Origin of the sequence: Streptomyces sp. Ag109_O5-10, assembly GCF_900105755.1 — a bacterium.
In the GTDB taxonomy this organism is placed as follows: Bacteria; Actinomycetota; Actinomycetes; order Streptomycetales; family Streptomycetaceae; genus Streptomyces.
This window is the reverse complement of sequence record NZ_FNTQ01000001.1, coordinates 3,270,174-3,295,853: the sequence shown is the minus strand read 5'-3', so window position 1 is coordinate 3,295,853 and position 25,680 is coordinate 3,270,174. Positions and strand designations below refer to the sequence as shown.

Annotated in this window: 23 protein-coding genes; 16 read left to right on the top strand and 7 right to left on the bottom strand. The window is 70.1% G+C overall.

Annotated elements, in window-relative coordinates; translation table 11 throughout:
• Positions 1-16: 16 nt before the first annotated feature.
• From BLW82_RS15005 to BLW82_RS14995, 3 genes are all read right to left on the bottom strand, one after another.
• The gene (locus BLW82_RS15005; protein ID WP_093499272.1) at positions 17-997 is read right to left on the bottom strand and encodes an ABC transporter permease; all 981 of its coding nucleotides are present in this window, start codon (positions 995-997) and stop codon (positions 17-19) included.
• Positions 998-1,099: 102 nt separating this feature from the next.
• On the bottom strand, positions 1,100-2,833 hold the full coding sequence (locus BLW82_RS15000) for an ABC transporter substrate-binding protein (protein WP_256215803.1): 1,734 nt from the start codon (positions 2,831-2,833) through the stop codon (positions 1,100-1,102).
• 95 nt (positions 2,834-2,928) lie between these two features.
• On the bottom strand, positions 2,929-3,954 hold the full coding sequence (locus tag BLW82_RS14995; protein WP_093499270.1) for an ABC transporter permease: 1,026 nt from the start codon (positions 3,952-3,954) through the stop codon (positions 2,929-2,931).
• 523 nt (positions 3,955-4,477) lie between these two features.
• Between BLW82_RS14995 and BLW82_RS14990 the strand changes: the two genes are divergently transcribed.
• Genes BLW82_RS14990 through BLW82_RS14970 form a run of 5 tightly spaced genes read left to right on the top strand, consistent with a single transcriptional unit; the run spans position 4,478 to position 10,049 of the window.
• Positions 4,478-6,109 (top strand): peptide ABC transporter substrate-binding protein, encoded by a 1,632-nt coding sequence (locus BLW82_RS14990; protein WP_093499269.1) that lies wholly within the window; start codon positions 4,478-4,480, stop codon positions 6,107-6,109.
• A 6-nt stretch (positions 6,110-6,115) separates the two neighbouring features.
• Positions 6,116-7,039, top strand: coding sequence for an ABC transporter permease (locus BLW82_RS14985; protein ID WP_093499268.1), 924 nt, complete (start codon positions 6,116-6,118; stop codon positions 7,037-7,039).
• A complete protein-coding gene (locus tag BLW82_RS14980) occupies positions 7,032-8,012 on the top strand; it encodes an ABC transporter permease (protein WP_093499267.1) in 981 nt (326 codons plus the stop codon). Before BLW82_RS14985 ends, BLW82_RS14980 begins: the two co-directional genes overlap by 8 nt.
• A gap of 8 nt (positions 8,013-8,020) precedes the next feature.
• Complete coding sequence (locus BLW82_RS14975) at positions 8,021-8,995, top strand: ABC transporter ATP-binding protein (RefSeq protein ID WP_093508054.1); 975 nt, start codon at positions 8,021-8,023, stop codon at positions 8,993-8,995.
• Positions 8,988-10,049 (top strand): ABC transporter ATP-binding protein, encoded by a 1,062-nt coding sequence (locus BLW82_RS14970; RefSeq protein WP_093499266.1) that lies wholly within the window; start codon positions 8,988-8,990, stop codon positions 10,047-10,049. The genes BLW82_RS14975 and BLW82_RS14970 overlap by 8 nt, the downstream gene beginning before the upstream one ends.
• A 244-nt stretch (positions 10,050-10,293) precedes the next feature.
• Here BLW82_RS14970 and BLW82_RS14965 read toward each other — a convergent pair whose 3' ends face one another.
• On the bottom strand, positions 10,294-12,414 hold the full coding sequence (locus tag BLW82_RS14965; protein ID WP_093499265.1) for a S9 family peptidase: 2,121 nt from the start codon (positions 12,412-12,414) through the stop codon (positions 10,294-10,296).
• 202 nt (positions 12,415-12,616) lie between these two features.
• Between BLW82_RS14965 and BLW82_RS14960 the strand changes: the two genes are divergently transcribed.
• From BLW82_RS14960 to BLW82_RS14920, 9 genes are all read left to right on the top strand, one after another.
• Complete coding sequence (locus tag BLW82_RS14960) at positions 12,617-12,811, top strand: hypothetical protein (RefSeq protein WP_046733847.1); 195 nt, start codon at positions 12,617-12,619, stop codon at positions 12,809-12,811.
• 71 nt (positions 12,812-12,882) lie between these two features.
• Positions 12,883-13,749, top strand: a complete 867-nt coding sequence (gene mshB, locus BLW82_RS14955; RefSeq protein ID WP_093499264.1) for an N-acetyl-1-D-myo-inositol-2-amino-2-deoxy-alpha-D-glucopyranoside deacetylase — start codon at positions 12,883-12,885, stop codon at positions 13,747-13,749.
• Entirely contained in the window at positions 13,746-14,162 is a 417-nt protein-coding gene (locus BLW82_RS14950) for a DUF6113 family protein (protein ID WP_093499263.1), read from the top strand. Before mshB ends, BLW82_RS14950 begins: the two co-directional genes overlap by 4 nt.
• A gap of 156 nt (positions 14,163-14,318) precedes the next feature.
• Positions 14,319-16,625 (top strand): hypothetical protein, encoded by a 2,307-nt coding sequence (locus BLW82_RS14945; protein WP_093499262.1) that lies wholly within the window; start codon positions 14,319-14,321, stop codon positions 16,623-16,625.
• A 178-nt stretch (positions 16,626-16,803) separates the two neighbouring features.
• Positions 16,804-17,262 (top strand): hypothetical protein, encoded by a 459-nt coding sequence (locus tag BLW82_RS14940; RefSeq protein WP_093499261.1) that lies wholly within the window; start codon positions 16,804-16,806, stop codon positions 17,260-17,262.
• A gap of 152 nt (positions 17,263-17,414) precedes the next feature.
• Complete coding sequence (locus BLW82_RS14935; protein ID WP_093499260.1) at positions 17,415-18,383, top strand: ABC transporter ATP-binding protein; 969 nt, start codon at positions 17,415-17,417, stop codon at positions 18,381-18,383.
• A complete protein-coding gene (locus BLW82_RS14930) occupies positions 18,380-19,120 on the top strand; it encodes an ABC transporter permease (protein ID WP_093499259.1) in 741 nt (246 codons plus the stop codon). The genes BLW82_RS14935 and BLW82_RS14930 overlap by 4 nt, the downstream gene beginning before the upstream one ends.
• Before the next feature lie 5 nt (positions 19,121-19,125).
• A complete protein-coding gene (locus BLW82_RS14925; RefSeq protein WP_093508053.1) occupies positions 19,126-20,325 on the top strand; it encodes a sensor histidine kinase in 1,200 nt (399 codons plus the stop codon).
• Positions 20,322-20,936: a response regulator transcription factor gene (locus BLW82_RS14920; protein WP_093499258.1), complete on the top strand. Its 615-nt coding sequence runs from the start codon at positions 20,322-20,324 to the stop codon at positions 20,934-20,936. Before BLW82_RS14925 ends, BLW82_RS14920 begins: the two co-directional genes overlap by 4 nt.
• 216 nt (positions 20,937-21,152) lie before the next feature.
• On the opposite strand, the gene BLW82_RS14915 is transcribed toward BLW82_RS14920, so the two are convergent.
• Both BLW82_RS14915 and BLW82_RS14910 read right to left on the bottom strand, forming a co-directional pair.
• Positions 21,153-22,022, bottom strand: a complete 870-nt coding sequence (locus tag BLW82_RS14915; RefSeq protein WP_093499257.1) for a transglutaminase-like and tetratricopeptide repeat-containing protein — start codon at positions 22,020-22,022, stop codon at positions 21,153-21,155.
• Between the two features lie 50 nt (positions 22,023-22,072).
• Entirely contained in the window at positions 22,073-23,083 is a 1,011-nt protein-coding gene (locus tag BLW82_RS14910) for a GNAT family N-acetyltransferase (RefSeq protein ID WP_093499256.1), read from the bottom strand.
• 140 nt (positions 23,084-23,223) lie between these two features.
• Here BLW82_RS14910 and fdxA point away from each other — a divergent pair, with 140 nt between their 5' ends.
• Both fdxA and BLW82_RS14900 read left to right on the top strand, forming a co-directional pair.
• Entirely contained in the window at positions 23,224-23,544 is a 321-nt protein-coding gene (gene fdxA, locus BLW82_RS14905; RefSeq protein WP_089098949.1) for a ferredoxin, read from the top strand.
• A gap of 131 nt (positions 23,545-23,675) precedes the next feature.
• Positions 23,676-24,770: a bifunctional succinyldiaminopimelate transaminase/glutamate-prephenate aminotransferase gene (locus tag BLW82_RS14900; RefSeq protein WP_093499255.1), complete on the top strand. Its 1,095-nt coding sequence runs from the start codon at positions 23,676-23,678 to the stop codon at positions 24,768-24,770.
• A 320-nt stretch (positions 24,771-25,090) separates the two neighbouring features.
• Here the strand turns inward: BLW82_RS14900 and BLW82_RS14895 are convergent, their stop codons facing one another.
• Complete coding sequence (locus BLW82_RS14895) at positions 25,091-25,510, bottom strand: ATP-binding protein (RefSeq protein WP_093499254.1); 420 nt, start codon at positions 25,508-25,510, stop codon at positions 25,091-25,093.
• Positions 25,511-25,680 lie beyond the last annotated feature (170 nt).

Below are 25,680 nucleotides of genomic sequence, written 5' to 3'. Positions count from 1 at the left end.
GGGTCGGGGGCGGAGGTCAGGCGAGCCGGATCCGCGGGTCGATGAAGGCGTACACGGCGTCGACGATGATGTTGGAGAACACGATCGCGGCCGCGGACAGCACCGTGACGCCGAGCAGCATCGGCAGGTCGCTCTGGATGACGGAGGTCACCGAGAGGCGGCCGATGCCCTGGAGGCTGAAGACCTGCTCGGTGATGATCGCGCCGCCGATCAGGGTGCCCAGGTCGATGCCGAACAGTGTGACGATGGGGCCCATCGCGCCGCGCCAGGCGAAGCGCAGGAACACGTTGGCGCCGGAGAGGCCCTTGGCCCGGGCGGTGCGGACGTAGTCCTCGCCGAGCTGCTCCACCAGCTGGGACCGGGCCATACGGGTGTAGTTGGCGGTGAAGATGATCGACAGCACGATCCACGGCAGCAGCAGACCCGAGAACCACTGGACGGGGTTGTCGGTCAGTGCCGTGTACGAGGGCTGGTCGAGGATGCCCAGCTTGAAGGTAAAGAAGTACAGCGCGATGTAGCCGACGAAGTAGATCTGCAGCGAGGAGCCGAGCAGCGACGCCGAACTCGCGAACTTGTCCAGGAACTTGCCCTGCTTGAGCGCGGCGATCATGCCGGCGCCGACACCGAAGATCAGGAAGATGACGGCCGAGCCGAAGGCGAGCGAGAGGGTCAGCGGCAGCCGGTCCATGATCGTGCCGAAGACGGGCTCGTTGTTGGCGAAGGAGTAGCCGAGGCACGGCGCGTTGCAGTGCCCGAAGCCGCTGTAGTCACGCCCGACGAAGATGCCCTTGAGCCAGGACCAGTACTGGACCGGGATCGGATGGTCGATGCCCAGGTTGTGCCGAATCTGCGCCAGCGAGGCCGGCGTGCAGTTCTTGCCGCAGGACATCATGGCCGGGTCACGCGGAACGGCGTAGAAGAGCCAGAACGTGATGGCGCTGATGATCAGCAGAATGACCAGCGCGCCGATCGTACGGCGGACAAGGAAGCGGAACATGGGGTCAGGACTTTCCGGACGGGGCGCCGTTGCCGGGGCGTGAGGGGTGAGGAGCCGGTGGGGGCGGCCCGGGTGGGGGCCGCCCCTGATGCCGTGTGGCGCCTACGCCTTGGCGTAGAGCCTGGTGAGCGCGATGCCGGTGTTGCCGGCGTCGTAGACGAAGCCGCCGACCTTCGAACCGTGCATCCAGTTGCGGATGGCGTGGTAGTCCGGGACGCAGGCCGCGAGCTCCATGACCTGCTTGTCGATGGCACCCCAGGCCTTGTTGGCCTCGTCCGCGTTGGTGATCAGAGAGGCGGCCGCGATCGCCTTGTCGACGCTCGCGTTCTTCAGCTGGGCGTAGTTGCTGCGCCCGTCACCGATGTTGTCGCCGTCCCAGCAGGGGTAGAAGACCGAGTAGCCGCCCGGCCAGTCCGGGCTCCAGCCGGCCGCGAACAGGTCGTAGGTGTTGTCGATCTTGCCGATCTGCGTGTAGAAGGTCGACTTGTCGAGCTGCTTGTTGACCACCGTGAAGCCGGCGGCCTCCAGCGCGTTCTTGATCGCGACGGCCTGCTTCACCGCGTTGTCGGACGTCTGGTACGCGATGACCAGCTTCTGCCCGAGCTTGCCGGCCTCCTTGAGGAGGGCCTTGGCCTTGACCGGGTCGCCGCCGGGCTTCGTCTTCTTGCCGTAGAGGTCGAAGTCCGTGAAACCGGGCGTCACCGGGCTGAAGATCGTGGTGGCGATCTCGCTGGTGGACGCACCGCCGCGGATGGTCTGCAGCTGCTGGTTCGGCCAGGCGTAGTTGATGGCCTGGCGGACCTTGACGTCCGTGATCCGGGTGGTGTTGATCGGCCAGTAGTAGGTGACCGTGTCGACCGCGGTGAGCACCCGCTCCTTGAGCTTCGCGTCGGTGAGGACCGTGGCGATGCGCTCGGGGGCGATCTCGTTGAAGATCGACATCGTGTACTGGTCGTTGCCCTTGTCCGCGATGTAGCGGTCGGTCGAGGCCAGCAGCTCGAAGCCGAACTGGAAGAGGTACTTGTCCGGGTACGCGTTGCGGATCGGGTCCGTCGCCGCGTCCCAGTGCTCGTTGCGGGTGTACGTCAGGGACTTGCCGATGTCGCGGGCGGAGATCTTGTACGGGCCGCAGGAGAACGGCTGCTTGTCGTACTTCTCCTTGGTGTCCTTCGACTTCTTCACGAAGGAGTACGCGCGCTCGGCGAGCGTGAAGTTGAAGTCACCACGCGCCTGGTTGAGGCGGAAGGTGATGGTCTTGCCGTCGATCTCGATGGAGTCGAGGTGCTTGCCCTCGTAGGGGCCCTTGTACTTGTCGCCGCCGACCAGGAACTGCTGGACGTAGCGCGGGCCCTCCGTCACGAACGAGGCGAAGAGGCGCTCGAACGTGTGGCGGACGTCCTCCATGGTGAGGTCGGAGCCGTCCTCCCACTTGATGCCGTCCTTGATCGTGAACGACCAGGTCTTGCCGCCGTCCTTGGCGGTGCCCGCGTCCGTGGCGACGTCGCCGACGAGGGTGGCGCCGCCCTTGGAGTCGAGCTTGTAGCCGGTCAGACCGCGCATGATCGGCGTGGTGATGAGGATCTCGGTGGAGACGTAGATCTGGGCCGGGTCGAGGTGGTCCATGTCGAACTGGTCGAGGCCGTAGATGGTCCCGCCCTTGACCGCGCCGGCGACCTCGGGGGCCGGGCCGGTCGAGTCGGCCTTCGTGCCGACCGCGATCTTGCTCTGCTTGGCCTTGCTGACCGAGGGGATCTTGTTGCCCGACGACTTGCTGCCGCCGCCGCCACAGGCGGTCAGCACCGCGCTAGAGGCGGCGACCACGCCGGTGGCGATCATGAAGTTTCTGCGGGAAAAAGACACAGCAACCCTGCCTTATGGGTGGGACGGGACCAGCCGGACGACGTTGACCGGGCCGGCAGATGAGAGATGGGTCAGCGCTTGGACTTCGGGTCGAGCGCGTCGCGCGCCGAGTCGCCGAGCAGGTTGAACGCCAGGACGAAGATCACCATGGCCAGGCCCGGGAAGAGCATGAAGGTGAAGTCCTGGGTGTAGAACTGGGCGCCTCGCTGGATCATGACGCCCCAGTCGGGGGTGGGGTCGATCATGCCGACACCGAGGAAGGCGAAGCCCGCCTCCGCGGTCACGTAGGCCGGGAGCATGAGCGTGGACTGGATGAGGATCGGGGTCCACAGGTTCGGCAGCAGTTCCTTGAACACGATGCGCGCCGGTGACGCCCCCGTCACCTTGGCGGCCTCGACGAACTCCCGCTCCCGCAGGCCGAGTACCTGGCCGCGCAGCAGACGGGCGATCGACGCCCAGCCGAAGAAGGACATCATGAAGATGAGCGCGACGGCCCGCAGCCAGGTCGGGATGTTGTCGTCAGCGGCGACGAACAGTCCGAACACCACCGGCATGAAGGCGATGATGAACAGCGTCGAGGGGATCGACAGCACGATGTCGATGATCCGGCCGACGAGGTAGTCCGTCTTGCCGCCGAGGTAGCCCGCAGTCACACCGACCACGACGCCGACGACGGTGGTGATCAGGGTGGCGGCCAGGGCGATACCCAACGAGGTCCGGATGCCGTAGATCAGGAAGGTGAAGACGTCACGGCCCAGCTGCGGCTCGATGCCGAACCAGAACTGCGAGCTCATGCCGCCGTTCGCGCCCGCCGGGTACGAGAAGGCGTCCAGCAGGCTCGGGTCCTGGCTCGCGTACGTCGTGTACGGGTCCTTCCCGTACAGCTTGGATATCAGCGGCGCAGCCAGCGCGATCACGAAGAAGAAGATCACGATGATCGCCGATATGACGCCCGTACGGTCGCGCTTGAAGCGCCGCCACGCGAGCTGTCCTGGGGACCTGCTCGCGCCGGCCTTCGAGTCGGGAGAAGTGGTCGACTTCTCAGCGCTCTCGTCGGACACCTCGAGCGGGGCCGCGGATGGAGTTGGGGGGGTCATGGTGCTCCTGGCCCAAGGGAGGGTCTGATGACTCCGCAGGGCACTCTCCCCTACGGGCTACGCCGGACTTTTTCAACGTAATTCATTCAAGGTCAATAAATTCTGGGCCGACTTGGGTTTGTCTTTACTTTCTTTGCCTGGTCATGACCGATTCGTAGCTACGCGGGTAGCGCGCCGTAATCGCACCGTGCTTTAGTTCGGGCTAATTACGCGAAACGGGCAATGCGTTCGTTATGCGGACGCCAGGGTGCCGAAATGCGTACATCGGCGGGTCGCAATCCAACGTTTCGGCATCGTTGTCCGGAGATCCATTGCGTCACCGTCACAAGATCCTCAAGAGGGTCCCGGAGAGGTGTCCGCAATCGGGTGACGTGTCCCTCTAAAGGTCGGCATGGGGTCTCCGGGAACCCTCCGTTCGGTGCAGTGGGGGAGCGATATCGACCTGTTCGGTCGATATTGACCGATAGCGGGTCATCCGGGGACCCGCCGGTCCACCGATCACCCTTCACGGAGGAGGCACGCCATGCGTTCAGCCACGCACGCCCGAGGGGCGGCCTGTGCGGTCGTGGTGGCGCTCGCCGTCACGGCCTGCGGGGGCGGCGGAGGCAGCGGGGGTGGCGGAGGCGAGAGCGGCGTGCTCAGCTCCTCCTGGGGAGACCCGCAGAACCCCCTGGAGCCGGCCAACACCAACGAGGTCCAGGGCGGCAAGGTCCTCGACATGATCTTCCGGGGTCTGAAGAAGTACGACCCGAGGACCGGCAAGGCCACGGACATGCTCGCCCAGAAGATCGACACGAGCGACTCGCAGAACTTCACGATCACGCTCAAGGACGGCTGGACCTTCAGCAACGGCGAGAAGGTGACCGCCAAGTCGTTCGTCGACGCCTGGAACTACGGAGCGAGCCTCAAGAACAACCAGAAGAACGCCTACTTCTTCGGCTACATCCAGGGCTACGACAAGGTCCACCCGGCCGGCGGCTCACAGAGCGCCGACACGCTCTCCGGGCTGAAGGTCGTCGACGACAAGACCTTCACCGTCGCGCTCAACCAGAAGTTCTCCAGCTTCCCCGACACCCTCGGCTACGCGGCCTTCGCCCCGCTGCCGCGGACCTTCTTCACCGACCACGCCGGCTGGCTGGCGCAACCGGTCGGCGACGGACCGTACCGCATCGAGTCCTACACCAAGGGCTCGCAGATGGCCCTGAGGAAATGGGACGGCTATCCCGGTGCCGACAAGGCGCAGAACGGGGGAGTGACCCTCAAGGTCTACACGGACAGCGACACCGCCTACACCGACCTCATCGCCGGCAACCTCGATCTCGTCGACGACGTTCCCGCGTCGCAGCTGAAGAACGTCAAGAGCGATCTCGGCAACCGCTACATCAACACTCCGGCCGGCATCATCCAGACGCTCGCGTTCCCCTACTACGACAGCGCCTGGAACAAGAGCGGTGCGGAGAAGGTCCGCACCGGCATCTCCATGGCCATCAACCGGAAGCAGATCACCGACACCATCTTCCAGAACACCCGCACCCCGGCCACCGACTGGACCTCGCCCGTGCTCGGCGCGGCCGGCGGCTTCAAGGAAGGGCTGTGCGGGAGCGCCTGCGACTACGACCCGGCCCAGGCCAAGAAGCTCATCCAGGAGGGCGGGGGACTGCCCGGCGGCCAGCTCAAAATCACGTACAACGCCGACACCGGCTCGCACAGGATGTGGGTGGACGCCGTGTGCAACTCCATCAACAACGCACTGGGCAACGACAAGGCGTGCGTCGGCAATCCGGTCGGCACGTTCGCCGACTTCCGCAACCAGATCGGGCAGCACAAGATGACCGGGCCGTTCCGCGCGGGCTGGCAGATGGACTACCCGCTCATCCAGAACTTCCTCCAGCCGCTCTACTACACCAACGCCTCCTCCAACGACGGCAAGTGGTCCAACAAGGACTTCGACAGACTCGTCGACCAGGCGAACGCCCAGACCGACACCGCCAAGGCCGTGTCCACCTTCCAGCAGGCCGAGGAAGTCGTCCGCGACAACATGGCCGCCATTCCGCTCTGGTACCAGAACGGCAGCGCCGGCTACTCCGAGCGGCTGTCGAACGTGGCCCTCAACCCGTTCAGCGTCCCCGTCTACAACGAGATCAAGGTCAGCTGAACCGGCATGGGACGCTACGTCGTCCGGCGGCTGCTCCAGATGATCCCGGTGTTCGTCGGGGCCACGCTGCTGATCTTCCTCATGGTCAACGTCATGGGCGACCCGATCGCCGGGCTGTGCGGCGAGCGCGCCTGCGACCCGGCGACCGCCGCCCAGTTGAAGAAGGAGTTCGGGCTCGACAAGCCGGTGTGGCAGCAATACCTCACCTATATGGGGAACGTCTTCACCGGCGACTTCGGTACGGCGTTCAACGGGCAGCCGGTCACCGAGCTGATGTCCACCGCGTTCCCCGTCACCATCCGGCTGACGGTCGTGGCCATCGTCCTCGAGGTCGTCATCGGCATCACGCTGGGCGTGGTGACCGGGCTGCGGCGCGGGCGCCCCGTCGACACCGGGGTGCTGCTGGCCACCCTGGTCGTCATCTCCGTACCGACCTTCGTCACCGGTCTGCTGCTCCAGTTGCTGCTGGGCGTGGAGTGGGGCTGGATCAGACCCTCCGTCTCCCCGGAGGCCGCCTTCGGGGAGCTGATCGTGCCGGGGCTGGTGCTCGCGTCCGTGTCGCTCGCCTATGTCACCCGGCTGACCCGCACCTCCATCGCCGAGAACAAGCGGAGCGACTACGTCCGTACGGCCGTCGCCAAAGGGCTGCCCCGCCGCCGGGTCGTCACCAGGCACCTGCTGCGCAACTCGCTCATCCCCGTCGTCACCTTCATCGGCACCGACATCGGCGCGCTGATGGGCGGTGCGATCGTCACCGAGCGGATCTTCAACATCCACGGCGTCGGCTACCAGCTCTATCAGGGCATCCTGCGGCAGAACACCCAGACGGTGGTGGGGTTCGTGACCGTGCTGGTCCTGGTGTTCCTGGTGGCGAACCTCCTGGTGGATCTGCTCTACGCCGTACTCGACCCGAGGATCCGCTATGCCTGAGCAGCCGTTCGAGCAGGACCGGGCCATCGCCGGGACGGGCATGGGCGGGGCCATGGACCTGGCGGCGAGCGAGGCGCAGACGCTGGAACGGACGCCGGGAGGACCGCTCGGCACCGGTCCCGCGGCCAAGCCCCGCTCCCTCTGGTCCGACGCCTGGCGGGACCTGCGGCGCAACCCGGTCTTCATCGTCTCCGCCCTCGTCATCCTCTTCCTCGTCGTCATCTCCCTGTGGCCGTCCCTGATCGCCTCCGGCTCCCCCCTCAAGTGCGACCTCGCCCTGGCCCAGGAGGGCTCCCGGCCGGGCGCCCCCTTCGGCTACGACGGGCAGGGCTGCAACGTCTACACGCGGACCGTGTACGGCGCCCGTACGTCCGTCACGGTGGGTGTGTGCGCCACGCTCGGGGTCGCGCTGTTCGGGTCGGTGCTCGGCGGGCTCGCCGGGTTCTTCGGCGGCGTCTGGGACTCGGTGCTGTCCCGGATCACCGATGTCTTCTTCGCGATCCCGGTCGTCCTCGGCGGTCTCGTCCTCCTCTCGGTGGTGACCAGCAATACGGTCTGGCCCGTCATCGGGTTCATGGTGCTGCTCGGCTGGCCGCAGATCTCCCGGATCGCCCGCGGCTCGGTGATCACCGCCAAACAGAACGACTACGTCCAGGCCGCCCGCGCCCTCGGCGCCTCCAACTCCCGGATCCTCCTCAGGCACATCGCACCCAACGCGGTGGCCCCCGTGATCGTCGTCGCGACCATCGCGCTCGGCACGTACATCGCCCTGGAGGCGACGCTGTCGTACCTCGGCGTCGGCCTGAAGCCGCCGAGCGTCTCCTGGGGCATCGACATCTCCGCCGCCTCGCCCTACATCCGCAACGCCCCGCACGCGCTGCTGTGGCCCTCCGGGGCCCTCGCGCTCACCGTCCTGGCCTTCATCATGCTCGGCGACGCGGTGCGCGACGCCCTCGACCCGAAGCTGAGGTGAGCGCCGCCGTGCTGCTCGAAGTGCGTGACCTGCACGTGGAGTTCCGGACGCGAGACGGGGTCGCGAAGGCGGTCAACGGCGTCTCGTACGCCGTCGACGAGGGGGAGACGCTGGCCGTGCTGGGCGAGTCCGGGTCCGGGAAGTCGGTGACCGCCCAGGCCGTGATGGGGATCCTGGACGTGCCGCCCGGGCGGATCGGCGGGGGCGAGATCCTCTTCCAGGGCCGCGACCTGCTGAAGCTGAAGGAAGAGGAGCGGCGGAAGATCCGGGGCGCCGAGATGGCGATGATCTTCCAGGACGCGCTGTCGGCGCTCAACCCGGTGCTGAGCGTGGGCGACCAGCTGGGCGAGATGTTCGTCGTGCACCGGGGGATGTCCAGGAAGGACGCGCGGACCAGGGCCGTCGAGCTGATGGACCGGGTGCGGATTCCGGCCGCAGCCCAGCGGGTGCGGGACTATCCGCACCAGTTCTCCGGGGGCATGCGCCAGCGCATCATGATCGGCATGGCGCTGGCCCTCGAACCGGCGCTCGTCATCGCCGACGAACCGACCACCGCCCTGGACGTGACCGTCCAGGCCCAGGTCATGGACCTGCTCGCGGAGCTGCAGCGCGAGTACCGGATGGGGCTGATCCTGATCACGCACGACCTGGGTGTGGTCGCCGACGTCGCGGACCGGATCGCCGTGATGTACGCGGGGCGGATCGTCGAGTCGGCGCCCGTGCACGACATCTACAAGGCGCCGGCCCACCCCTACACGCGCGGGCTGCTCGACTCCATCCCGCGCCTCGACCAGAAGGGCCAGGAGCTCTACGCCATCAAGGGTCTGCCGCCCAACCTGATGGACATCCCACCGGGGTGCGCCTTCAACCCGCGCTGCCCGATGGCCCAGGACGTGTGCCGCACCGACGAACCGCCGCTGTATCCGGTGGATCAACACCGGGGCAGCGCCTGTCACTTCTGGAGGGAGTGCCTCAATGGTTGAGCGGGTGGTTGAGCCGATCCTGGAAGTGAGTGGACTGGTCAAGCACTACCCCTTGACCCAGGGCATCTTGATCAAGAAACAGATCGGTGCCGTCAAGGCCGTCGACGGCGTCGACTTCGTACTCGACAAGGGAGAGACGCTCGGCATCGTCGGGGAGTCCGGCTGCGGGAAGTCGACGGTCGCCAAGATGCTCGTCAACCTCGAGCGGCCGACTGCGGGGTCGATCAAGTACAAGGGTGACGACATCACCAGGCTGAGCGGACGGGCGCTGAAGGCCGTCCGCCGCAACATCCAGATGGTCTTCCAGGACCCGTACACCTCCCTCAACCCCAGGATGACCGTCGGCGACATCATCGGGGAGCCGTACGAGATCCACCCGGAGGCGGCCCCCAAGGGCGACCGGCGCAGACGGGTCCAGGAACTGCTGGACGTCGTGGGGCTCAACCCCGAGTACATCAACCGCTATCCGCACCAGTTCTCCGGCGGCCAGCGGCAGCGCATCGGCATCGCGCGCGGGCTGGCGCTGCGCCCCGAGGTGATCGTCGCCGACGAACCGGTGTCCGCGCTCGACGTCTCCGTGCAGGCCCAGGTGATCAATCTGCTGGACCGGCTCCAGAACGACTTCGACCTGTCGTACGTCTTCATCGCCCACGACCTGTCGATCGTGCGGCACATCTCGGACCGGGTCGGGGTGATGTACCTCGGGCGGATCGTGGAGATCGGCAAGGACGAGGAGATCTACGAACACCCGACCCACCCCTACACCCAGGCCCTGCTCTCCGCGGTGCCGGTGCCGGACCCGGAGGCGCGGGAGCACCGGGAGCGGATCATCCTGAGCGGGGACGTGCCGTCGCCGACGGACATTCCGTCGGGATGCCGGTTCCGCACGAGGTGCTGGAAGGCCGAGGAGCGGTGCGCGGTGGAGGTGCCGTTGCTCGCGGTCCCCGCCGCCTTCCGGCTCGTGCCGGGGCCGGCGGCCCATGACTCCGCCTGCCACTTCGCGGAGGAGAAGCAGGTCGTGCCGCCGGACGATCTTGGTAACCCGGGTGCGTAACGGGGCGTATGTGCACCAATCGCGTTAACACGCAGGCAACTTCTCCGACCCGGTCTCGATATACGGACGCGGCACTCTTTTCAGCGTACGGCCGTGCGGGTGCCGTAAACGGGCCGGAGCGCGCCATGTCGCTCCGGCCCGTTGCCGCTTTTGCGCCTGAACCGGCGCCGCTCTCGCGGACCTGGCCGGTGCTTCGTCGGGGTTCCTCGGTTGGTGGTCGCGGTGCTCTGTGGAGCGCTGTGGCTCAGCTCAGTCCGAGAGCGCGCCGGAGGAAGTCCAGCTGGAGCAGCAACAGGTTCTCCGCCACCTGTTCCTGTGGGGTCATGTGGGTCACGCCCGACAGGGGCAGGACCTCGTGGGGGCGGCCGGCTGCCAGCAGGGCGCTGGAGAGGCGCAGGGAGTGGGCCACGACCACGTTGTCGTCGGCCAGGCCGTGGATGATCATCATCGGGCGGTGCGGTTCGGCGGCCTCGACCAGACCGGCGTCGTCGATCACCGAGTTGCGGCGGTATACCTCCGGCTGTTGGCCGGGGTCGCCGAGGTAGCGCTCCTGGTAGTGGGTGTCGTACAGGCGCAGGTCGGTCACCGGGGCGCCCACCACCGCCGCGTGGAAGACGTCCGGGCGGCGCAGGGCCGCGAGAGCGGCGAGGTAGCCGCCGAAGGACCAGCCGCGGATCGCCACCCTGCTCAGGTCGAGGGGGAAGTCGGCGGCCAACGCCTGGAGGGCGTCGACCTGGTCCTGGAGGACGGTCGCCGCGACGTCGTCCTTGATGGACTTCTCCCAGGCCGGTGAGCGGCCCGGGGTGCCCCGGCCGTCGGCGACGACGACCGCGAAACCCTGGTCGGCGAACCACTGGGAGGTGAGGTGGGCGTTGTGCGCGGCGACCACCCGCTGGCCGTGCGGACCCCCGTACGGGTCCAGCAGAACCGGAAGGGGAGTGTCCCCGTGGTAGTCCCGTGGCATAAGCACGGCGCACGGAATTCGACGTGCGCCCCCCTCGGTGAGCCTCACGCGCGGGGACAAACCGGGGTCTTCGGCGTATGACGTGACAGTCGCCAGGTGCTTTCCGTCATGCAGTACCTGGGCGCGGGCGCCCGGGCTGTCCAAGGTGGCGGAGACCAGTACGGTCACGCCCCCGGCGCGCACGGCGGTGTGCACGCCCGGCTCCTGCGACACGCGCTCCACGCCGAGCTCGTTCACCCGGTAGACGTGCACCTCGCCGATCTCGGGGGACTCGGCCTCCTCGCCCGCGGACGCGGAAACCAGCACGTCGTCGGCGGTCACGTCGAGCACCGCACGGATGTGCAACTGGGGCCCCGTGAGCGGACGTTCACCCACCGCAAGCACGCGTGCGCCACCCTCGTCGGCGATCCGGACCAGCTGTCCGGAGGGGCTCCAGCAGGGCACGCCGGCGAACAGTTCCAGCCATGTTGGATCTTCGTCGGCGTGCACCATCCGGGTCGCCCCCGACTCCGGGTCCACGGCCAGGAACAGCTGGCTGCGCTGGTCGCGCGCCTGTACGAGCAGGAGTGGGGCACCCGCCTCTGACCAGTGCACATGCGCCACGTACGGGTAGCGCGCCCGGTCCCAGGAGATCTCCGTGCGCGTCCCGTCGAGGCCGTGGGCGAACAGGCGTACGTCGGCGTTCCGGGTGCCCGCCGCCGGGTAGGCGACATGATGTGGCTCACGCTCCGGGTGGGCGGGGTCGGCGATCCACCACCGCTGCACCGGCGTGTCGTCCACGCGCGCCACGAGCAGCCGGTCGGACTGCGGCGACCACCAGAAGCCGCGCGAACGGCCCATCTCCTCGGCCGCGATGAACTCGGCCAATCCGTAGGTGACCTGTTCCGATTCCGGCTCGGCGAGCGCCCGGTCGCCCTCGCCCTCGGCGCCGACCACACGCAGGGTGCCCGCCGCGACGTACGCCACATGGCGGCCGTCGGGGGACGGGCGCGGGTCGATCACCGGCCCGGGGACGGTGAGTTCGCGTGCCGTACCGGCCCGGAGCTCGGCCGTGAAAAGCCGTCCTGACAAGGCGAAAGACGCCAACTCCAGGGCCGCGTCGGTGGCGTAGCCGACGATGCCGGCACCGCCCTCCCGGCTGCGTTCGCGACGGGCCCGTTCCTCGGGCGAGAGGTGCTCCTCGGCGCCGCCGAGCAGGGTGCGGGGGTCCGCCGCGAGGCGCTCCTCGCCGCTCGGCAGGTCAAGGATCCAGAGGGAGTTGGAGCGGTCGGTGCCGGAGCCGGAGCGCAGAAACGCCACGCGGGAGCCGTCGGGGGCCACGGTGAACGCGCGCGGCGCGCCGAGCGTGAAACGCTGGGTGCGGGCGTGCCGGCGGGGGAATGAGACAGCCTCGGTCGTCATCCCCCGACCATATTGGCCATGCGCCCCCTTGTGCGGCCGTGCGCCGAGCGATGCGCGAGCACGCATAGTTATGATCACTACCGCTGAGTGGGTATGAACCTGCTGGCGTGCGCATGGAATTGCTGTACCGATCCACAACGTGATCTACAACCCCCATAGTCCGAACCCCCCGCATCCCTGGGATCTTTGGAGGTGAGCCGCCGTGGCACTCTCGATTTCGGCGGTGGTGCTGCTGGCGATCATCGTCTTCTTGTTGATCAAGAAGTCGGGTCTGAAGGGCGGTCATGCAGTGGTGTGCATGCTGCTCGGTTTCTATCTCGCCTCCTCGACCGTGGCGCCGACGATCAGCGATCTGACGACGAACGTCGCCAGCATGATCGGCAGCATCAAGTTCTGACCCCGGTCACTTCTCGCACCGGCCGACCCGGGCTGCGCGGCACTGTCGGTGTCGTTTCGTAGGGTGGGCACATGACGGAACTGCCCACCCGGCGTCTGTTGCTCGTGCACGCGCACCCGGACGACGAGTCGATCAACAACGGCGCCACCATGGCCCGCTATGCGGCCCAGGGTGCCCACGTGACGCTGGTCACCTGCACCCTGGGTGAGGGTGGCGAGGTCATCCCGCCCGGGCTGCGGCACCTCACCGGTCCCGCGCTGGGCGAGTACCGGCTCGGCGAGCTGACCGCGGCCATGCGCGAGGTCGGCGTGGCCGACGTCCGGCTGCTCGGCGGACCGGGCCGCTACCGCGACTCCGGGATGATGGGCGTGCCCGACAACGACGTGCCCGGCTGCTTCTGGCAGGCCGACGTCGACGAGGCCGCCGGGCACCTGGCCGAGGTCGTCCTGGAGACCCGCCCCCAGGTCCTCGTCACGTACGACGACAACGGCGGGTACGGCCATCCGGACCACATCCAGGCCCACCGGGTCGCCATGAGAGCCGTCGAACTGGCCGCCCGGGCCGGCCACCGCATCGCCAAGGTCTACTGGAACCGCGTCCCGCGCACGGTCGCCGACGCCGCGTTCGCCAGGCTCCGGGACGACCTGCCGGGGCTGCCCTTCGCCAAGTCCGCCGCCGTCGACGACGTACCGGGCGTGGTCGACGACCGCCGGGTCACCACCGAGATCGACGGCGCCGCGTACGCCGACGCCAAGGCCGCCGCGATGGCCGCCCACGCCACCCAGGTCGAGGTGGCGCCGCACGGCGCCCGCTACTTCGCGCTCTCCAACGAGCTGGCCCAGCCCTTGTTCACCACCGAGTTCTACGAGTTGGTGGGCGGCGAGCCGGGCGCGGCGCGCGAGACCGATCTCTTCGCCGGCCTCGGGGAGGCGTCATGAGTTCCGACGGACGCGGTTCGATGCTCGCGCAGCCCTTGCGCGCGCCCTCGGCCGGACGGGTCGCGGCCCTCGTCGGGCTGGTCGTGCTCGGAGCCGTGGTCGGCGCCGCGGGCGCCCTCGTCCAGGCCGGGTGGTTCCCGGGTGGGCTGCTGCTGGCCCTGGCCGGCGCCGCGGGGCTCTTCCTCGGCGGAGCCCGGGCCCTGGCGAGCCGATCCGGAGCCGTCGCACCCGCGTTCGGCTGGGTCGTCGCGGTCATCTTCCTCACCGCCAGCAGACCGGAGGGCGACTTCCTGTTCGGCGCGGGAGGCGGCTCGTACCTCTTCCTCCTCGGCGGCATGGCGCTGGCTGTGATCTGCGCCACAATGGGTTTGGGGCGGCAACCCGGAGGCGGCGACGCCCGACTTGGCAAGTGACGTACCACTTCGCGGTGGGGCACCCGTGCGAGTCAGGTGTGGGTTTCCCCAGCGGTCATGGGATAAGCGTCAGAAGTGGCCAGTATGGTGGTGCGCGCCGCCGAGCCGTCCCAGCGAGGTCGTCACGGGCGGTGGAGCCAACCGGGAGAACCTGCCTTGAGTCGTGAAACTGACACTCCGTCCTCCGGGCCCGACGGACGCGGTGGATCCGCATACCCCTCGGGCACGCCGCCGTACGGGACCCCCATGGCTTCCGACGACGGTACGGCCGCGGCCCGTTCGGCCGCGCAGCCGGAGGAGCGCAAGACCGAGACCACGCTGACGACCCGGATCCGGATCAACATCCCCGGCTCCCGGCCGATTCCGCCCGTGGTCGTCCGTACCCCCGTCGCGGACGTCGAGGGCGGCACGGCCGTCGCGGGCGGTCCGAGCGGCACGGGTGGCACGGGCGAGGAGACGGGCTCCCACGCGCGACCGGCAGGCGCCGCCATGTCCGCCGGCACCGTGGAGCCGCCCGCCGCCGAGCAGCCGCCCGCGCCGGGCGGCGAGGAGAAGGCCAGCGACTGGTTCGCGCCGCGCAAGTCCGGCCCGGCCAAGGGCGGTCCGCGCGGCGGCGCCACCAACGGCGCCGGTACGCCCGCGGGTTCCCCCGCCGCGGCACCGAACGGCACCGCGGCGGGCGGCCCGGCGACCCATGGCGGTGCGCGGCCCGGCGGCGGCCGTCCCGGCGGTGTGGTCGGCGCCATGAGCGTGCCGGGCACGTCCCGGCCCGGCGGGACCAACGGCGCGGGGCTGCCCGCGGGCGCGACCGGCGGCCCGGTGGCCCCCGGCCACGGCGGTGGCACCGGCTCCTTCGACGTGACCGAGGCACTCGCCGCGGGCCCGCTCGGCGGCTCCCGGAACGGCGCGCCGGGCGGCGGCGACGCCCGCCGCGACGACCTGCCGTACTTCTCCGACAACGGCGGCCAGAACGGCACCCAGGGCGGCCCCGACGTGCCCGGCGGCGGCCCGGCCGGTCCCGGCGGCCCCAGCGGCTTCAGCGGGCCGGGCGGTCCCGGCGGCCCGGCCGGCCCGCAGGGCCCGGCAGGCCCCACCGGCGGCCCGGTCACCGGCGACGGCCCGTTCGTCCCGCCGGTCAACGGCGGCGAGCACTTCGGCGCCCCGAACGGTCCCGCGGGTCCCGCGGCCCCCGGCGGTCCCCGCGCCCGCGGCGCCCAGGCCGGGCCCGGCGTGCGCACCGCCCCCGGCCTCCCCGGCGGCGGCCTGAGCGACGACACCGCGATCCTCACCCCGCAGAAGCCCGCCCCGGGACCGGGCATGCCCGGCTACGGATCCCCGGCCGGCAATGTCTCAGGGCAGACCGTCACCAGCGGCATCCCGGTCGTACCGCCGGGCGCGGGCTCCCCGTTCGCGCCGGGCGCCCCCGCCGACGGGCCGCTGCCGCACACGCCCCCGAAGCTGCCCGAGCCGGTCTCGCCGCCCCCGGCCGAGGGGAAGAACAAGGGCAAGACGAAGGCAAAGAAGAAGCGCGGCAAGCTGCCGCTGCTCGGCGGTGTCGTGGTGGTGGCCGGCGTGGGACTCTACGGCGCCGGGCTGCTCATGAACCACTCCGACGTGCCCAAGGGCACCACCGTGCTCGGCGTCGACATCGGCGGCGGCACCCGTGACGACGCGGTCAAGAAGCTCGACGACGCGTTCGGCAAGCGGGTGAACCAGCCGCTGAAGCTGTCCGTCGACGGCAAGACCGTCTCGCTGCCGCCGGACCAGGCGGGCCTGCAGTTCGACATCCAGAGCACCGTCGAGGCGGCCGCCAAGAGCGACTACAACCCGGTCTCCGTGGTCGGCTCCCTGTTCGGCCAGAAGCGGGTCGTCGACCCCGACATGCCGGTCGACGAGGAGAAGCTCCAGGCCGCCCTCAAGGGCCTCGGCGGCAGCTCCGGCTCGGTCACCGAGGGCACGATCAAGTTCGTCTCCGGCAAGGCCGTCGCGGTCTACGGCAAGGCGGGCAAGGGCATCGACGCGGCCGCCTCCACGAAGGCGGTCGAGCAGGCGTACCGGACCATGGTGGAGACCGACACCTCCTCCCCGGTCACCGTCCCGACGACCACCGTGCAGCCGACGGTCTCCAACGCCGAGGTCGACCGCGAGATGAAGGCGTTCGCGGAGCCGGCGATGTCCGCGCTGGTCACGGTCAAGGCAGACACCGGCACCCCGGTGCCGTTCAGCCCGCAGAACTCCCTGTGGAAGTTCCTCCGGGTGAAGGCCGTCAACGGCAAGCTCGTCGACAGCCCCGACCTGAACGCGCTCAAGGAGCTCTACGGCGGCGCTTTCGACGGGGTCAAGATCACCCGAGCCACCGGCGGTAAGACCGCCGTTACCCCGCAGGACGTCTACGTCGCCCTGCGCCAGGCCCTGCTGAGCAAGACGAACCGGGTGGGTGTCATCGACACGAACCCGAGCTAGTGGAACAAGAGGGAGAGAGGCACCCGGTGATCACCGGGTGCCTCTCGTCGTGTGCCGTGGTTAGGCGTCGTCACCAACAACCCTTTTATTAGGCAGAGTTGAGCTCAGGTCGGTGATACGGTGCCCCGGCTCTCTGCAAGATCCATCTCGTCGGCATCCGACTCAGACAGGAATCTGCATGCACTCGATCCGTCGCGCCATGGTCTTCCTCTCCAGCCTGCTCATGCTCGCCGGAGCCGGCCTGTTCCTCGCGTCCCCCGCGCAGGCCGCCACCTCGTGCTCCGGCACCATCACCTACGATGCGACTGTCTCCCGTAGCGGGAGCGTCATAGGTGAGCTGGTCATCTACTACAACAGCAGCAATGGCGGCACTAACAGCGCGTGCTTCTACCACCGTGGCGTGTCCTACGGCGTTGCCGCTACCACCGACGTCCAGATCCTTCGCTGCTCGCAGACGTCGGGCACGGGGAAGGTCTGCACCCCGACCCAAAACTCCCCAGTGGACAGCGGTTCCTACTCGTACCAGGCGGGTCCTGTCGGCGTGACCGGCACGGCGAACTACTGTGTCGCGGCTGTCGGCGGAATCTGGTGGGGCGGTACGGAGTCCTACATTGAGAGCGGCACGCGAGGATGCTGATCAGCGTGTCCTGAAGAATGGGGCCCAAGGGGCGTCCGGTGCTCACCGGGCGCTCCTTCGCGTATGTCAGGCGCTGCTCATGACATCTGTCATGCGGCTCTCCGGACGCCCGACACTGCCCCCGGACAGGGGGTCGCCGCCAGCATGGAGGCATGACAACGACAGCGGCGACGACGGCCACCGGGACCCCGGTGGTGGTCGGGTTCGACGAAGTGAGCAAGACCTACGGGAACGTGCGGGCCGTCGACGGGCTCTCGCTGCGGCTGCACCCGGGGGAGACCGTGGCCCTGCTCGGACCGAACGGCGCGGGCAAGTCCACCACGCTCGACCTGCTGCTCGGCCTCAAGCAGGCCGACGCCGGCAAGGTGAGCGTGTTCGGCCTGAGCCCGCGCGAGGCCATCGTCGCCGGACGCGTGGGCGCGATGCTGCAGAGCGGCGGCCTGATGGACGAGGTCACGGTCGCCGAGTTGGTCAAGCTCGCCTGCCGGCTGCACCCCAAGCCGTACAAGGTCACCGACGTCCTCGCCCGCGCGGGCATCACGCAGATCGCCGACCGCAAGGTCAACAAGCTCTCCGGCGGCCAGTCCCAGCGCGTCCGCTTCGCCCTCGCCACCGCGGGTGACAGCGACCTGATCGTCCTGGACGAGCCGACCACCGGCATGGACGTCTCCGCCCGCCAGGCGTTCTGGGCCACCATGCGCGAACAGGCCGACCAGGGGCGGACGGTCCTGTTCGCCACCCACTACCTCGAAGAGGCCGACGCCATCGCCGACCGGGTGCTGGTGTTGCACCGGGGGCGGCTGCTCGCCGACGGCACGGCCGCCGAGATCAAGGCGAAGGCGGGAGCGAGGAGGATCTCCTTCGACCTGGAGGGCGAGATCGACGAGGCCCCGCTGCGGGCTCTGCCCTTCCTCACCGCCGTCACGGTGTCAAAAGGCGGCTCCGCCGCGGGGAGCGGCCAGACCATCCGCATGCAGTCGTCCGACGCCGACGCCACCGTCCACGCCCTGTACGGCCTCGGTGTCTACCCCCGCAACCTCGAAGTCGCCGGGCTCGGCCTGGAACAGGCCTTCGTCGCCATCACGGAGGCCGAAGAGGCCAAGGAGGCCACGCAGTCATGAACGCCCTGATCAAGCTGGAACTCGCCCGCGCCCTGCGCAACCGCAAGTTCCTGTTCTTCTCGGTGATCTACCCCTCGATCATCTTCCTGCTGGTCGCCAGTCAGGGCGGCACCGGCGAGACCGTCGACAACTCCGGCCTGTCCGTCGCCGCCTACGTCATGGTCTCCATGGCCTCCTTCGGCGCCCTCACCGCCGTCCTGATGGGCAACAGCGAGCGCATCGCCAAGGAGCGCGAGAGCGGCTGGGTACGGCAGCTGCGCCTGACCACCCTGCCCGGCCGCGGCTACGTACTGGCCAAGACCGCCAGCGCGGCCGTGGTCAGCCTCCCCTCCATCGTGGTCGTCTTCCTGGTCGCCGCCTCGGTGAAGCACGTACGCCTCGACGCCTGGCAGTGGTTCGCGCTCACCGGCGCGATCTGGGCAGGCAGCCTGGTCTTCGCCGCGCTCGGCGTCGCCATCGGGTACCTGGCGAGCGGCGACGCGGTCCGCCCGATCACGATGATCACCTACTTCGGCCTGTCGATCCTCGGCGGACTGTGGTGGCCGTCCTCGTCCTTCCCGACCTGGCTCCAGGACATCGCGAAGTGGCTGCCCACGCACGCGTACGCTGCACTGGGACGGGCCATCGAGCAGAGCCAGGCCCCGAAAGCCCAGGACATCGCCATCCTCGTCGTCTTCTTCGCCCTGTTCGTCGGCGGCGCGGCCTGGCTGTACCGGAAGGACACGCTGAAGGCGTGAGCACGATGACGGAAGACCTGCGGTCCGAGGACGAGGCACGGGCGGACCGGCTGGTGCGGATCGGCCAGCCGCCGCGCAACCGGGGCGAGGCGGTGCGCAAGCTGGTGTGGGTGCTGCCGTGGCTGGTGTTCCTGGGCTCCCCGGTGGACGACCTGACGTCCGGCCACCACACCACCGGGGCCACGGCGGCCGGTTCGGCGGGCCTGACGGCGTTCGTCGGGATCTACCTGACCATCGTCTTCCGCCAGATGGGCCGGCCGTTCCGCGGCGGTGTCGTCGCCGCCGCGGTCGCCGTGGAGTGGACGCTCGCGGTCGTCCTCGCCTTCGGCCTCGGCAGCTCCTGGCTCGGCCTGTTCGTGTACGTCTCCGTGATGTGCGGGGTCACCTTCCCGCTCCGCGTCGCCTACTGGACGATCCCGGTCACCACCGTCGCCATGATGCTGGCGGGCTGGCACGCCCACGCCCTGGACGACGCCTGGGGCCTGTTCCTGGTGGTGCTCCTGGTCGGCTACTCCATGACCGGCGTACGGCAACTCGTCGCCACCACGATCGAGCTGCGCAAGGCCCGCGCCACGGTCGCCCAACTGGCCGCCAACGAGGAGCGGTTGCGCCTCGCCCGCGACCTGCACGACCTGCTGGGCCACTCCCTCTCCCTGATCACCCTGAAGAGCGAGCTGGCCGGCCGGATGCTGCCCGACCACCCCGGCAAGGCGGCCCAGCAGGTCTCCGACATCGAACAGGTCAGCCGCCAGGCCCTGGTGGACGTCCGCGAGGCGGTCACCGGCTACCGGCGGCCCCGGCTCGCCGCCGAGCTGGCCGGTGCCCAGGTCGCCCTGGCCGCCGCCGCGGTCACCGCCGAGGTCCCGGCCGACCCCGACCTCGCCGGCGTGCCGGAGGACGGCGAGGCGGCCCTGGCCTGGGCGCTGCGCGAGGCGATCACCAACGTCGTACGGCACAGCGGCGCGAGCGTCTGCACGGTGGAGCTGCTGCGCCGCCAGACCCTGGACGGCCCGGTCCTCGAACTCGCCGTCGAGGACAACGGTTCGGGCGGCTCCGGCAAGGGCGCCGGCAACGGGCTCACCGGGCTCACCGAGCGCCTGGAGAAGGCGGGCGGCACTCTGGAGGCAGGCCGCCTCAAGCGCGGGTTCCGGCTGGTCGCCCGGGTCCCGCTGGGCTCCGGCATGGCCGTAGGATCCGGGGCATGAGCAGCACGATCAAGGTCCTCCTCGCCGAGGACCAGTCGATGGTCCGCGAGGCGCTGGCCGCCCTGCTGGGGCTGGAGGACGACATCGAGGTCGTGGCCCAGGTCGCCCGCGGCGACGAGGTGCTGCCCACGGCCCGGCAGCACGACATCGACGTCGCCCTGCTCGACATCGAGATGCCGGGCTGTACGGGCATCGAGGCGGCGGCCCAGCTCAGCAAGGCGCTGCCGGCGGTGAAACTGGTCGTCCTCACCACCTTCGGGCGCCCCGGCTACCTCCGCAGCGCCATGGAGGCGGGCGCCGACGCGTTCCTCGTCAAGGACGCCCCCGCCGCCCAGCTCGCCGAAGCGATCCGCAAGGTCCTCGCCGGCGAACGCGTCATCGACCCCACCCTCGCGGCGGCGGCCCTCGCCGAGGGCGCCAACCCCCTGACCGACCGCGAGCGGGACGTCCTCCGCGCCGCCGCCGACGGCTCCACCAACGCCGAACTCGCAGCGGCGCTGCACCTCTCCCAGGGCACGGTACGCAACTACCTCTCCACAGCGATCCAGAAGCTCGCGGTCCGCAACAGGGCAGAAGCCGTCCGCATCGCCCGCGAGAAGGGCTGGCTGTAGAGGCCCGCTCCCCGTGAGTCCGGCACCGCCGTCCCGCACCGCGGTGGCTGAGCGCCGTCGCGGCGGGGCGAGGGGCGTGCAGGGTGAGGGACGGTGCCGGATCGGTGCCGGGAGCGCATCCCACCCAGGGGCGCGGGGAACTGCGCGACCAGCGCCCACACGGCCGCAGCCGCTCACGCACCGAAGCCACTATGGCCAACGGGCCCGCACACGGCCTCAGTTGAGCCGGGCCCGTGCCGCTCTGGCCTCCCCCCGCACCTTCTCCGCCGCGCCCTCGTCGACCACGTCGATCAACCCGGCGTACTTCTCCAACTCCTCGGCCCCGTCGATGAATTCGCCCCGCTCCACCAGCAGTCGCGCCCGCTCGTACCGCAGCCGCGCGGGATGCGACGGCAGGAGCAGGGAGAGGTCGACCGACCACAGGCCCACGTCCGACCGTTCGGGACGGGCCGCCGCCCACGCCCGTACGTTGTTCAGGATCCGCCGCACGACGTCCAACGGGTCGGCCGGCTCCAGCATCGCCGGCTCCAGCGGCACCCCCGCCGCCCCCACCACCAGCAACTCCGCGTCCGCCCCGGTCAGCACCCGCCCCCCGTCGAACGGATCGGCCAGCACCTGTTCCTCCGCCGCCCCGAACCCGACCACGAAGTGCCCCGGCAGCGCCACCCCGTACACCGGCGCCCCGGCCCGCCGCGTGACCTCCAGCCACACCACCGACAGCAGGATCGGCAGCCCGCGCCGCCGCCGCAGCACCTCGTGCAGCAGCGAGGACTCCAGCCGCTGGTAGTCCCCGGCGGTGCCCCGGAAGCTGAACCGCTCGCCCAGCACCCGCTGCGCCGCCGTCGCCCACGCGTGCGGGCCGCCCGGCCGGTACGGCAGCTGCCCGGCCAGCCGGTCCAGTTCCATCTGCGCCGCGTCGATCCCGTCCTCGTCCAGCGAACCGTCGGCCGCCGCGCCCGTCAGCAGGCACAGCGCCGCCAGATCGGGCCGCTCGGACCGCGCCTCCTCGGCGAACCGCCGCCGTACCTCGGCGGCCCGCTCCGGCGACGGCGGACGTGGACGTGGATGTGGCTGACCGGAAGCCATAGCTGTTTCGTGCCCCTTCGCAATGATCGGTACCGCCTCGCCGCCCGGATTCAGGAGCCGTCCGCCCCCGGCGCCCGGTAGTGGTGGTACGCGTGGTGCGCCGCGAAGCCCAGCCGCCCGTACAGCGCCCGCGCCCCCGCGTTGTCCGTCTCCACCTGCAGCCAGGCCGCAGACGCGCCCTCCGCCAGCGCCCGGCGGGCCAGCGCCGCCATGACCTCGGTGGCCAGCCCCCGCCGCCGCAGCCCCGGATCCACCTCGACGGCGGCGAACCCGGCCCACCGGCCGTCCACCACCAGCCGCCCGATCGCCGCCGGGGCACCTCCCCCGGCCCCCGGCACGGTCGCGAACCACACCGACGGCCCGCCCCCGAGCACCTTCAGCGCAACCTCGCTCACGCCCTTGCGCTGGTACCGCTCCAGCCAGTCCTCGCCGGCCGCCCGGGAGAGCAGCACCCCGGCCCCCTCGGCCCGGTCCGCCACCGGTGCCAGCCCACCGGTCCACAGCTCGGCACTCACCTCACGCTGCCACCCGCGCCGCTCCAGCTCCGCGCAGAGCAGCTCCTGGGTGCCCTCGGCGCCGGTCGCGGTCTGCACGTACGCGGGCAGCGCCCGCTCCCCGTACCACCGCCGTACGGCCATCAGCGCCGCGTCCAGCGGCAGCCCGGGATCACCGAGCGGCAGCACGCTGTTGGCCCGCCGGGTGAACCCCGCGGCGGCCCGCAGCTCCCACTCGCCGAGCCGCTCGCTCTCCACCGGACGCCACCCGCGCGACGCGACACGCGCGAGCTCCCCGTACGAGGCGGCGGGACCGCGGCGGCGCGCCGGAGCGGCCGGCACCACCTTCCCCGCCACCAGCGCGGACTCCGGTATCCGGACGGTTTCCCCGTCCCGCCGTGTGATCGTCAGCATGCCGTCGTCGTCCCATGATGTGAGAACACCCACCGTGTCGGTGAACTTCTCCCCGACGGCACCACTACCGGCCAAACGGCGCACCGACACCCGTTTGCCCACGTCAGCAGCGGTGATAAGGACTTCGAAGCGTCCTGCGGCAGAGATTTCCACTGGTCAGTTCACCCCTCCTGTTCGGATCATGCCCAGGAACGGAGATACTAGGGGCGGGCATCGACGACGCCGCGCTCCCGCGCGCCAGGCGGCGGAGCCTACGGAGGCCCGCCAGCGCCCAATCGAGGAGGAACGACAGCGTGACCTACGTCATCGCGCAGCCTTGTGTCGACGTGAAGGACAAGGCGTGCATCGAGGAGTGCCCGGTCGACTGCATCTACGAGGGCCAGCGGTCCTTGTACATCCACCCGGACGAATGCGTCGACTGCGGAGCCTGTGAGCCGGTCTGCCCGGTCGAGGCGATCTTCTACGAGGACGACACCCCCGAGGAGTGGAAGGACTACTACAAGGCCAACGTCGAGTTCTTCGACGACCTCGGCTCCCCGGGCGGCGCCAGCAAGCTGGGTCTGATCGAGCGCGATCACCCGTTCATCGCCGCGCTGCCCCCGCAGGCCGAGTAGTCCGCACCGGCGGCCCCCCCCGCAACACCGTGCCGCCTCGGTCCCGTACGGCCTGATCACGCCCGATCGGCGCCGTACGGGGCCGAGGCGTTTGCCGTACCGGTCGTACCGAAGAAAGTGAGCAAGGAATCGTGTCCGCAGTCTCCGACCGTCTGCCCACCTTCCCCTGGGACAAGCTGGAACCGTACAAGAAGACGGCAGCGGCGCACCCGGACGGCATCGTCGACCTGTCGGTCGGCACTCCGGTGGACCCGGTCCCCGACCTGATCCAGAAGGCCCTGATCGACGCGGCCGACTCGCCCGGTTACCCCACGGTCTGGGGCACCCCGGCGCTGCGCGACGCGATCACCGGCTGGGTCACCCGCCGCCTCGGCGCCCGGGACGTCACGCACCGCCACGTCCTCCCGATCGTCGGCTCCAAGGAACTCGTCGCCTGGCTCCCCACCCAGCTGGGCCTCGGCCCCGGCGACCGCGTGGCCTACCCGCGCCTCGCGTACCCCACGTACGAGGTCGGCGCGCGCCTCGCCCGCGCCGAGTACGAGGTCTACGACGACCCGCGCGACCTCGACCCGGCGAACCTGAAGCTCCTCTGGCTGAACTCCCCGTCCAACCCGACAGGCAAGGTGCTGTCCCAGCGGGAACTGACGGAGATCGTCGCCTGGGCCCGCACCCACGGGATCCTGCTCTTCTCCGACGAGTGCTACCTGGAACTGGGCTGGGAGGCCGACCCGGTCTCGGTCCTGCACCCCGAGGTCAACGGCGGCTCGTACGACGGCGTCGTGGCCGTCCACTCCCTCTCCAAGCGCTCCAACCTCGCCGGCTACCGCGCGGCCTTCCTGGCCGGCGACCCGGCGGTCCTCGGCCCCCTCCTGGAGATCCGCAAGCACGGCGGCATGATGACCTCGGCCCCGACGCAGGCGGCGGTCGTGGCGGCCCTCTCCGACGACACCCACGTCCAGGAGCAGCGTGCGCGCTACGCCTCCCGCCGCACGGTCCTCCGCGAGGCCCTCCTGGCCCACGGCTTCCGCATCGAACACAGCGAGGCCAGCCTCTACCTCTGGGCCACCCGCGACGAGTCCTGCTGGCAGACCGTCTCCCACCTGGCCGACCTGGGCATCCTCGTCGCACCGGGCGACTTCTACGGCGAGGCCGGCGAGAAGTTCGTCAGAGTGGCCCTGACAGCGACCGACGAACGCGTACGAGCGGCCGCACAGCGCCTCACCTGAAACACCCCCTGGCTGCGGCGCCCCGTCAGGGGCGCGAGGAACCCCGCGAGCGGCCCCCTTCGGACGTGCGCGAGCCGGTAGCGCCTCGCCAGGGGGCTGGGGAGGCGCGCGAACAGGCTTTTGGGCCTTGTGCGGGCGGTGGCGTCCCGTCAGGGGGATGGAGAGCCGGGCGAGCGGGCCTTTTGGGCGTGCGCGGGCGGTGGTGCCCCGTCAGGGGCGCGGGGAACTGCGCGAGGAACCCCCACCGGCCCGCGGCTGACGCACAACGGAAAGGGGCCCGGGGAAACCCCCGGACCCCTTTCGGCAAGCGGTTGGCCCACTTACCCGAGCGGCAGCCCCTTCACCGGGAGCCCACCCGTCGGCAGCCCACCCTTGGTCGCGGTGGACGCCGTCTCACCCAGCAGCCCGCCGGCGGATCCTGCCGCGTCGCCCGCGGTGTGCTGCACCACCGGCGCCGCCTTCTTGACGGCCTTGCCGCCGGTCTGGCCGGCGGCGGGCACCGCCGACTCGATCGCCGCGCCACCGGTGCGGCCGACGGTCCCGGTGACGGTCTGCGCCGCCGCGTCGGCGGTGTTGCCGACGCTCGCGCCGTCCAGGGCGGTCAGACCGCCGAGGTTCGGGGCGCCGGCCGGCAGACTCGGGGCCGCGCCGGCGGAGCCGGCCGCACCGACCCCGGCAGCCGCTCCCGCTGCGACGAGCAGCGCGGCACGGGCGATCCGGCGGGTCAGAGGGAGGGACATGATGCTCCATTCGACGGGAGGGAACGTGATCGCCGTGACTACCGCTCGAAGCCCGCGAAGGTTGCGGATGCCCAAGGTAAAGAATTGATAACGCATCGCATTATCGGGTGTGGGGAAAAACGGGCAAACGGCGCGCTGTCGGTGCCCCCGCAGAATCCTTACGGCCCAAC

Coding starts and splice junctions, on each gene's coding strand:
- BLW82_RS15005 (WP_093499272.1), bottom strand. CDS start 997: ATGTTCCGCTTCCTTGTCCGCCGTACGATCGGCGCGCTGGTCATTCTG.
- BLW82_RS14895 (WP_093499254.1), bottom strand. CDS start 25,510: ATGTCCCTCCCTCTGACCCGCCGGATCGCCCGTGCCGCGCTGCTCGTC.
- BLW82_RS15000 (WP_256215803.1), bottom strand. CDS start 2,833: ATGATCGCCACCGGCGTGGTCGCCGCCTCTAGCGCGGTGCTGACCGCC.
- BLW82_RS14950 (WP_093499263.1), top strand. CDS start 13,746: ATGAGTTCCGACGGACGCGGTTCGATGCTCGCGCAGCCCTTGCGCGCG.
- BLW82_RS14985 (WP_093499268.1), top strand. CDS start 6,116: ATGGGACGCTACGTCGTCCGGCGGCTGCTCCAGATGATCCCGGTGTTC.
- BLW82_RS14965 (WP_093499265.1), bottom strand. CDS start 12,414: ATGACGACCGAGGCTGTCTCATTCCCCCGCCGGCACGCCCGCACCCAG.
- BLW82_RS14990 (WP_093499269.1), top strand. CDS start 4,478: ATGCGTTCAGCCACGCACGCCCGAGGGGCGGCCTGTGCGGTCGTGGTG.
- mshB (WP_093499264.1), top strand. CDS start 12,883: ATGACGGAACTGCCCACCCGGCGTCTGTTGCTCGTGCACGCGCACCCG.
- BLW82_RS14920 (WP_093499258.1), top strand. CDS start 20,322: ATGAGCAGCACGATCAAGGTCCTCCTCGCCGAGGACCAGTCGATGGTC.
- BLW82_RS14935 (WP_093499260.1), top strand. CDS start 17,415: ATGACAACGACAGCGGCGACGACGGCCACCGGGACCCCGGTGGTGGTC.
- BLW82_RS14930 (WP_093499259.1), top strand. CDS start 18,380: ATGAACGCCCTGATCAAGCTGGAACTCGCCCGCGCCCTGCGCAACCGC.
- BLW82_RS14915 (WP_093499257.1), bottom strand. CDS start 22,022: ATGGCTTCCGGTCAGCCACATCCACGTCCACGTCCGCCGTCGCCGGAG.
- BLW82_RS14995 (WP_093499270.1), bottom strand. CDS start 3,954: ATGACCCCCCCAACTCCATCCGCGGCCCCGCTCGAGGTGTCCGACGAG.
- BLW82_RS14925 (WP_093508053.1), top strand. CDS start 19,126: ATGACGGAAGACCTGCGGTCCGAGGACGAGGCACGGGCGGACCGGCTG.
- BLW82_RS14980 (WP_093499267.1), top strand. CDS start 7,032: ATGCCTGAGCAGCCGTTCGAGCAGGACCGGGCCATCGCCGGGACGGGC.
- BLW82_RS14940 (WP_093499261.1), top strand. CDS start 16,804: ATGCACTCGATCCGTCGCGCCATGGTCTTCCTCTCCAGCCTGCTCATG.
- BLW82_RS14970 (WP_093499266.1), top strand. CDS start 8,988: ATGGTTGAGCGGGTGGTTGAGCCGATCCTGGAAGTGAGTGGACTGGTC.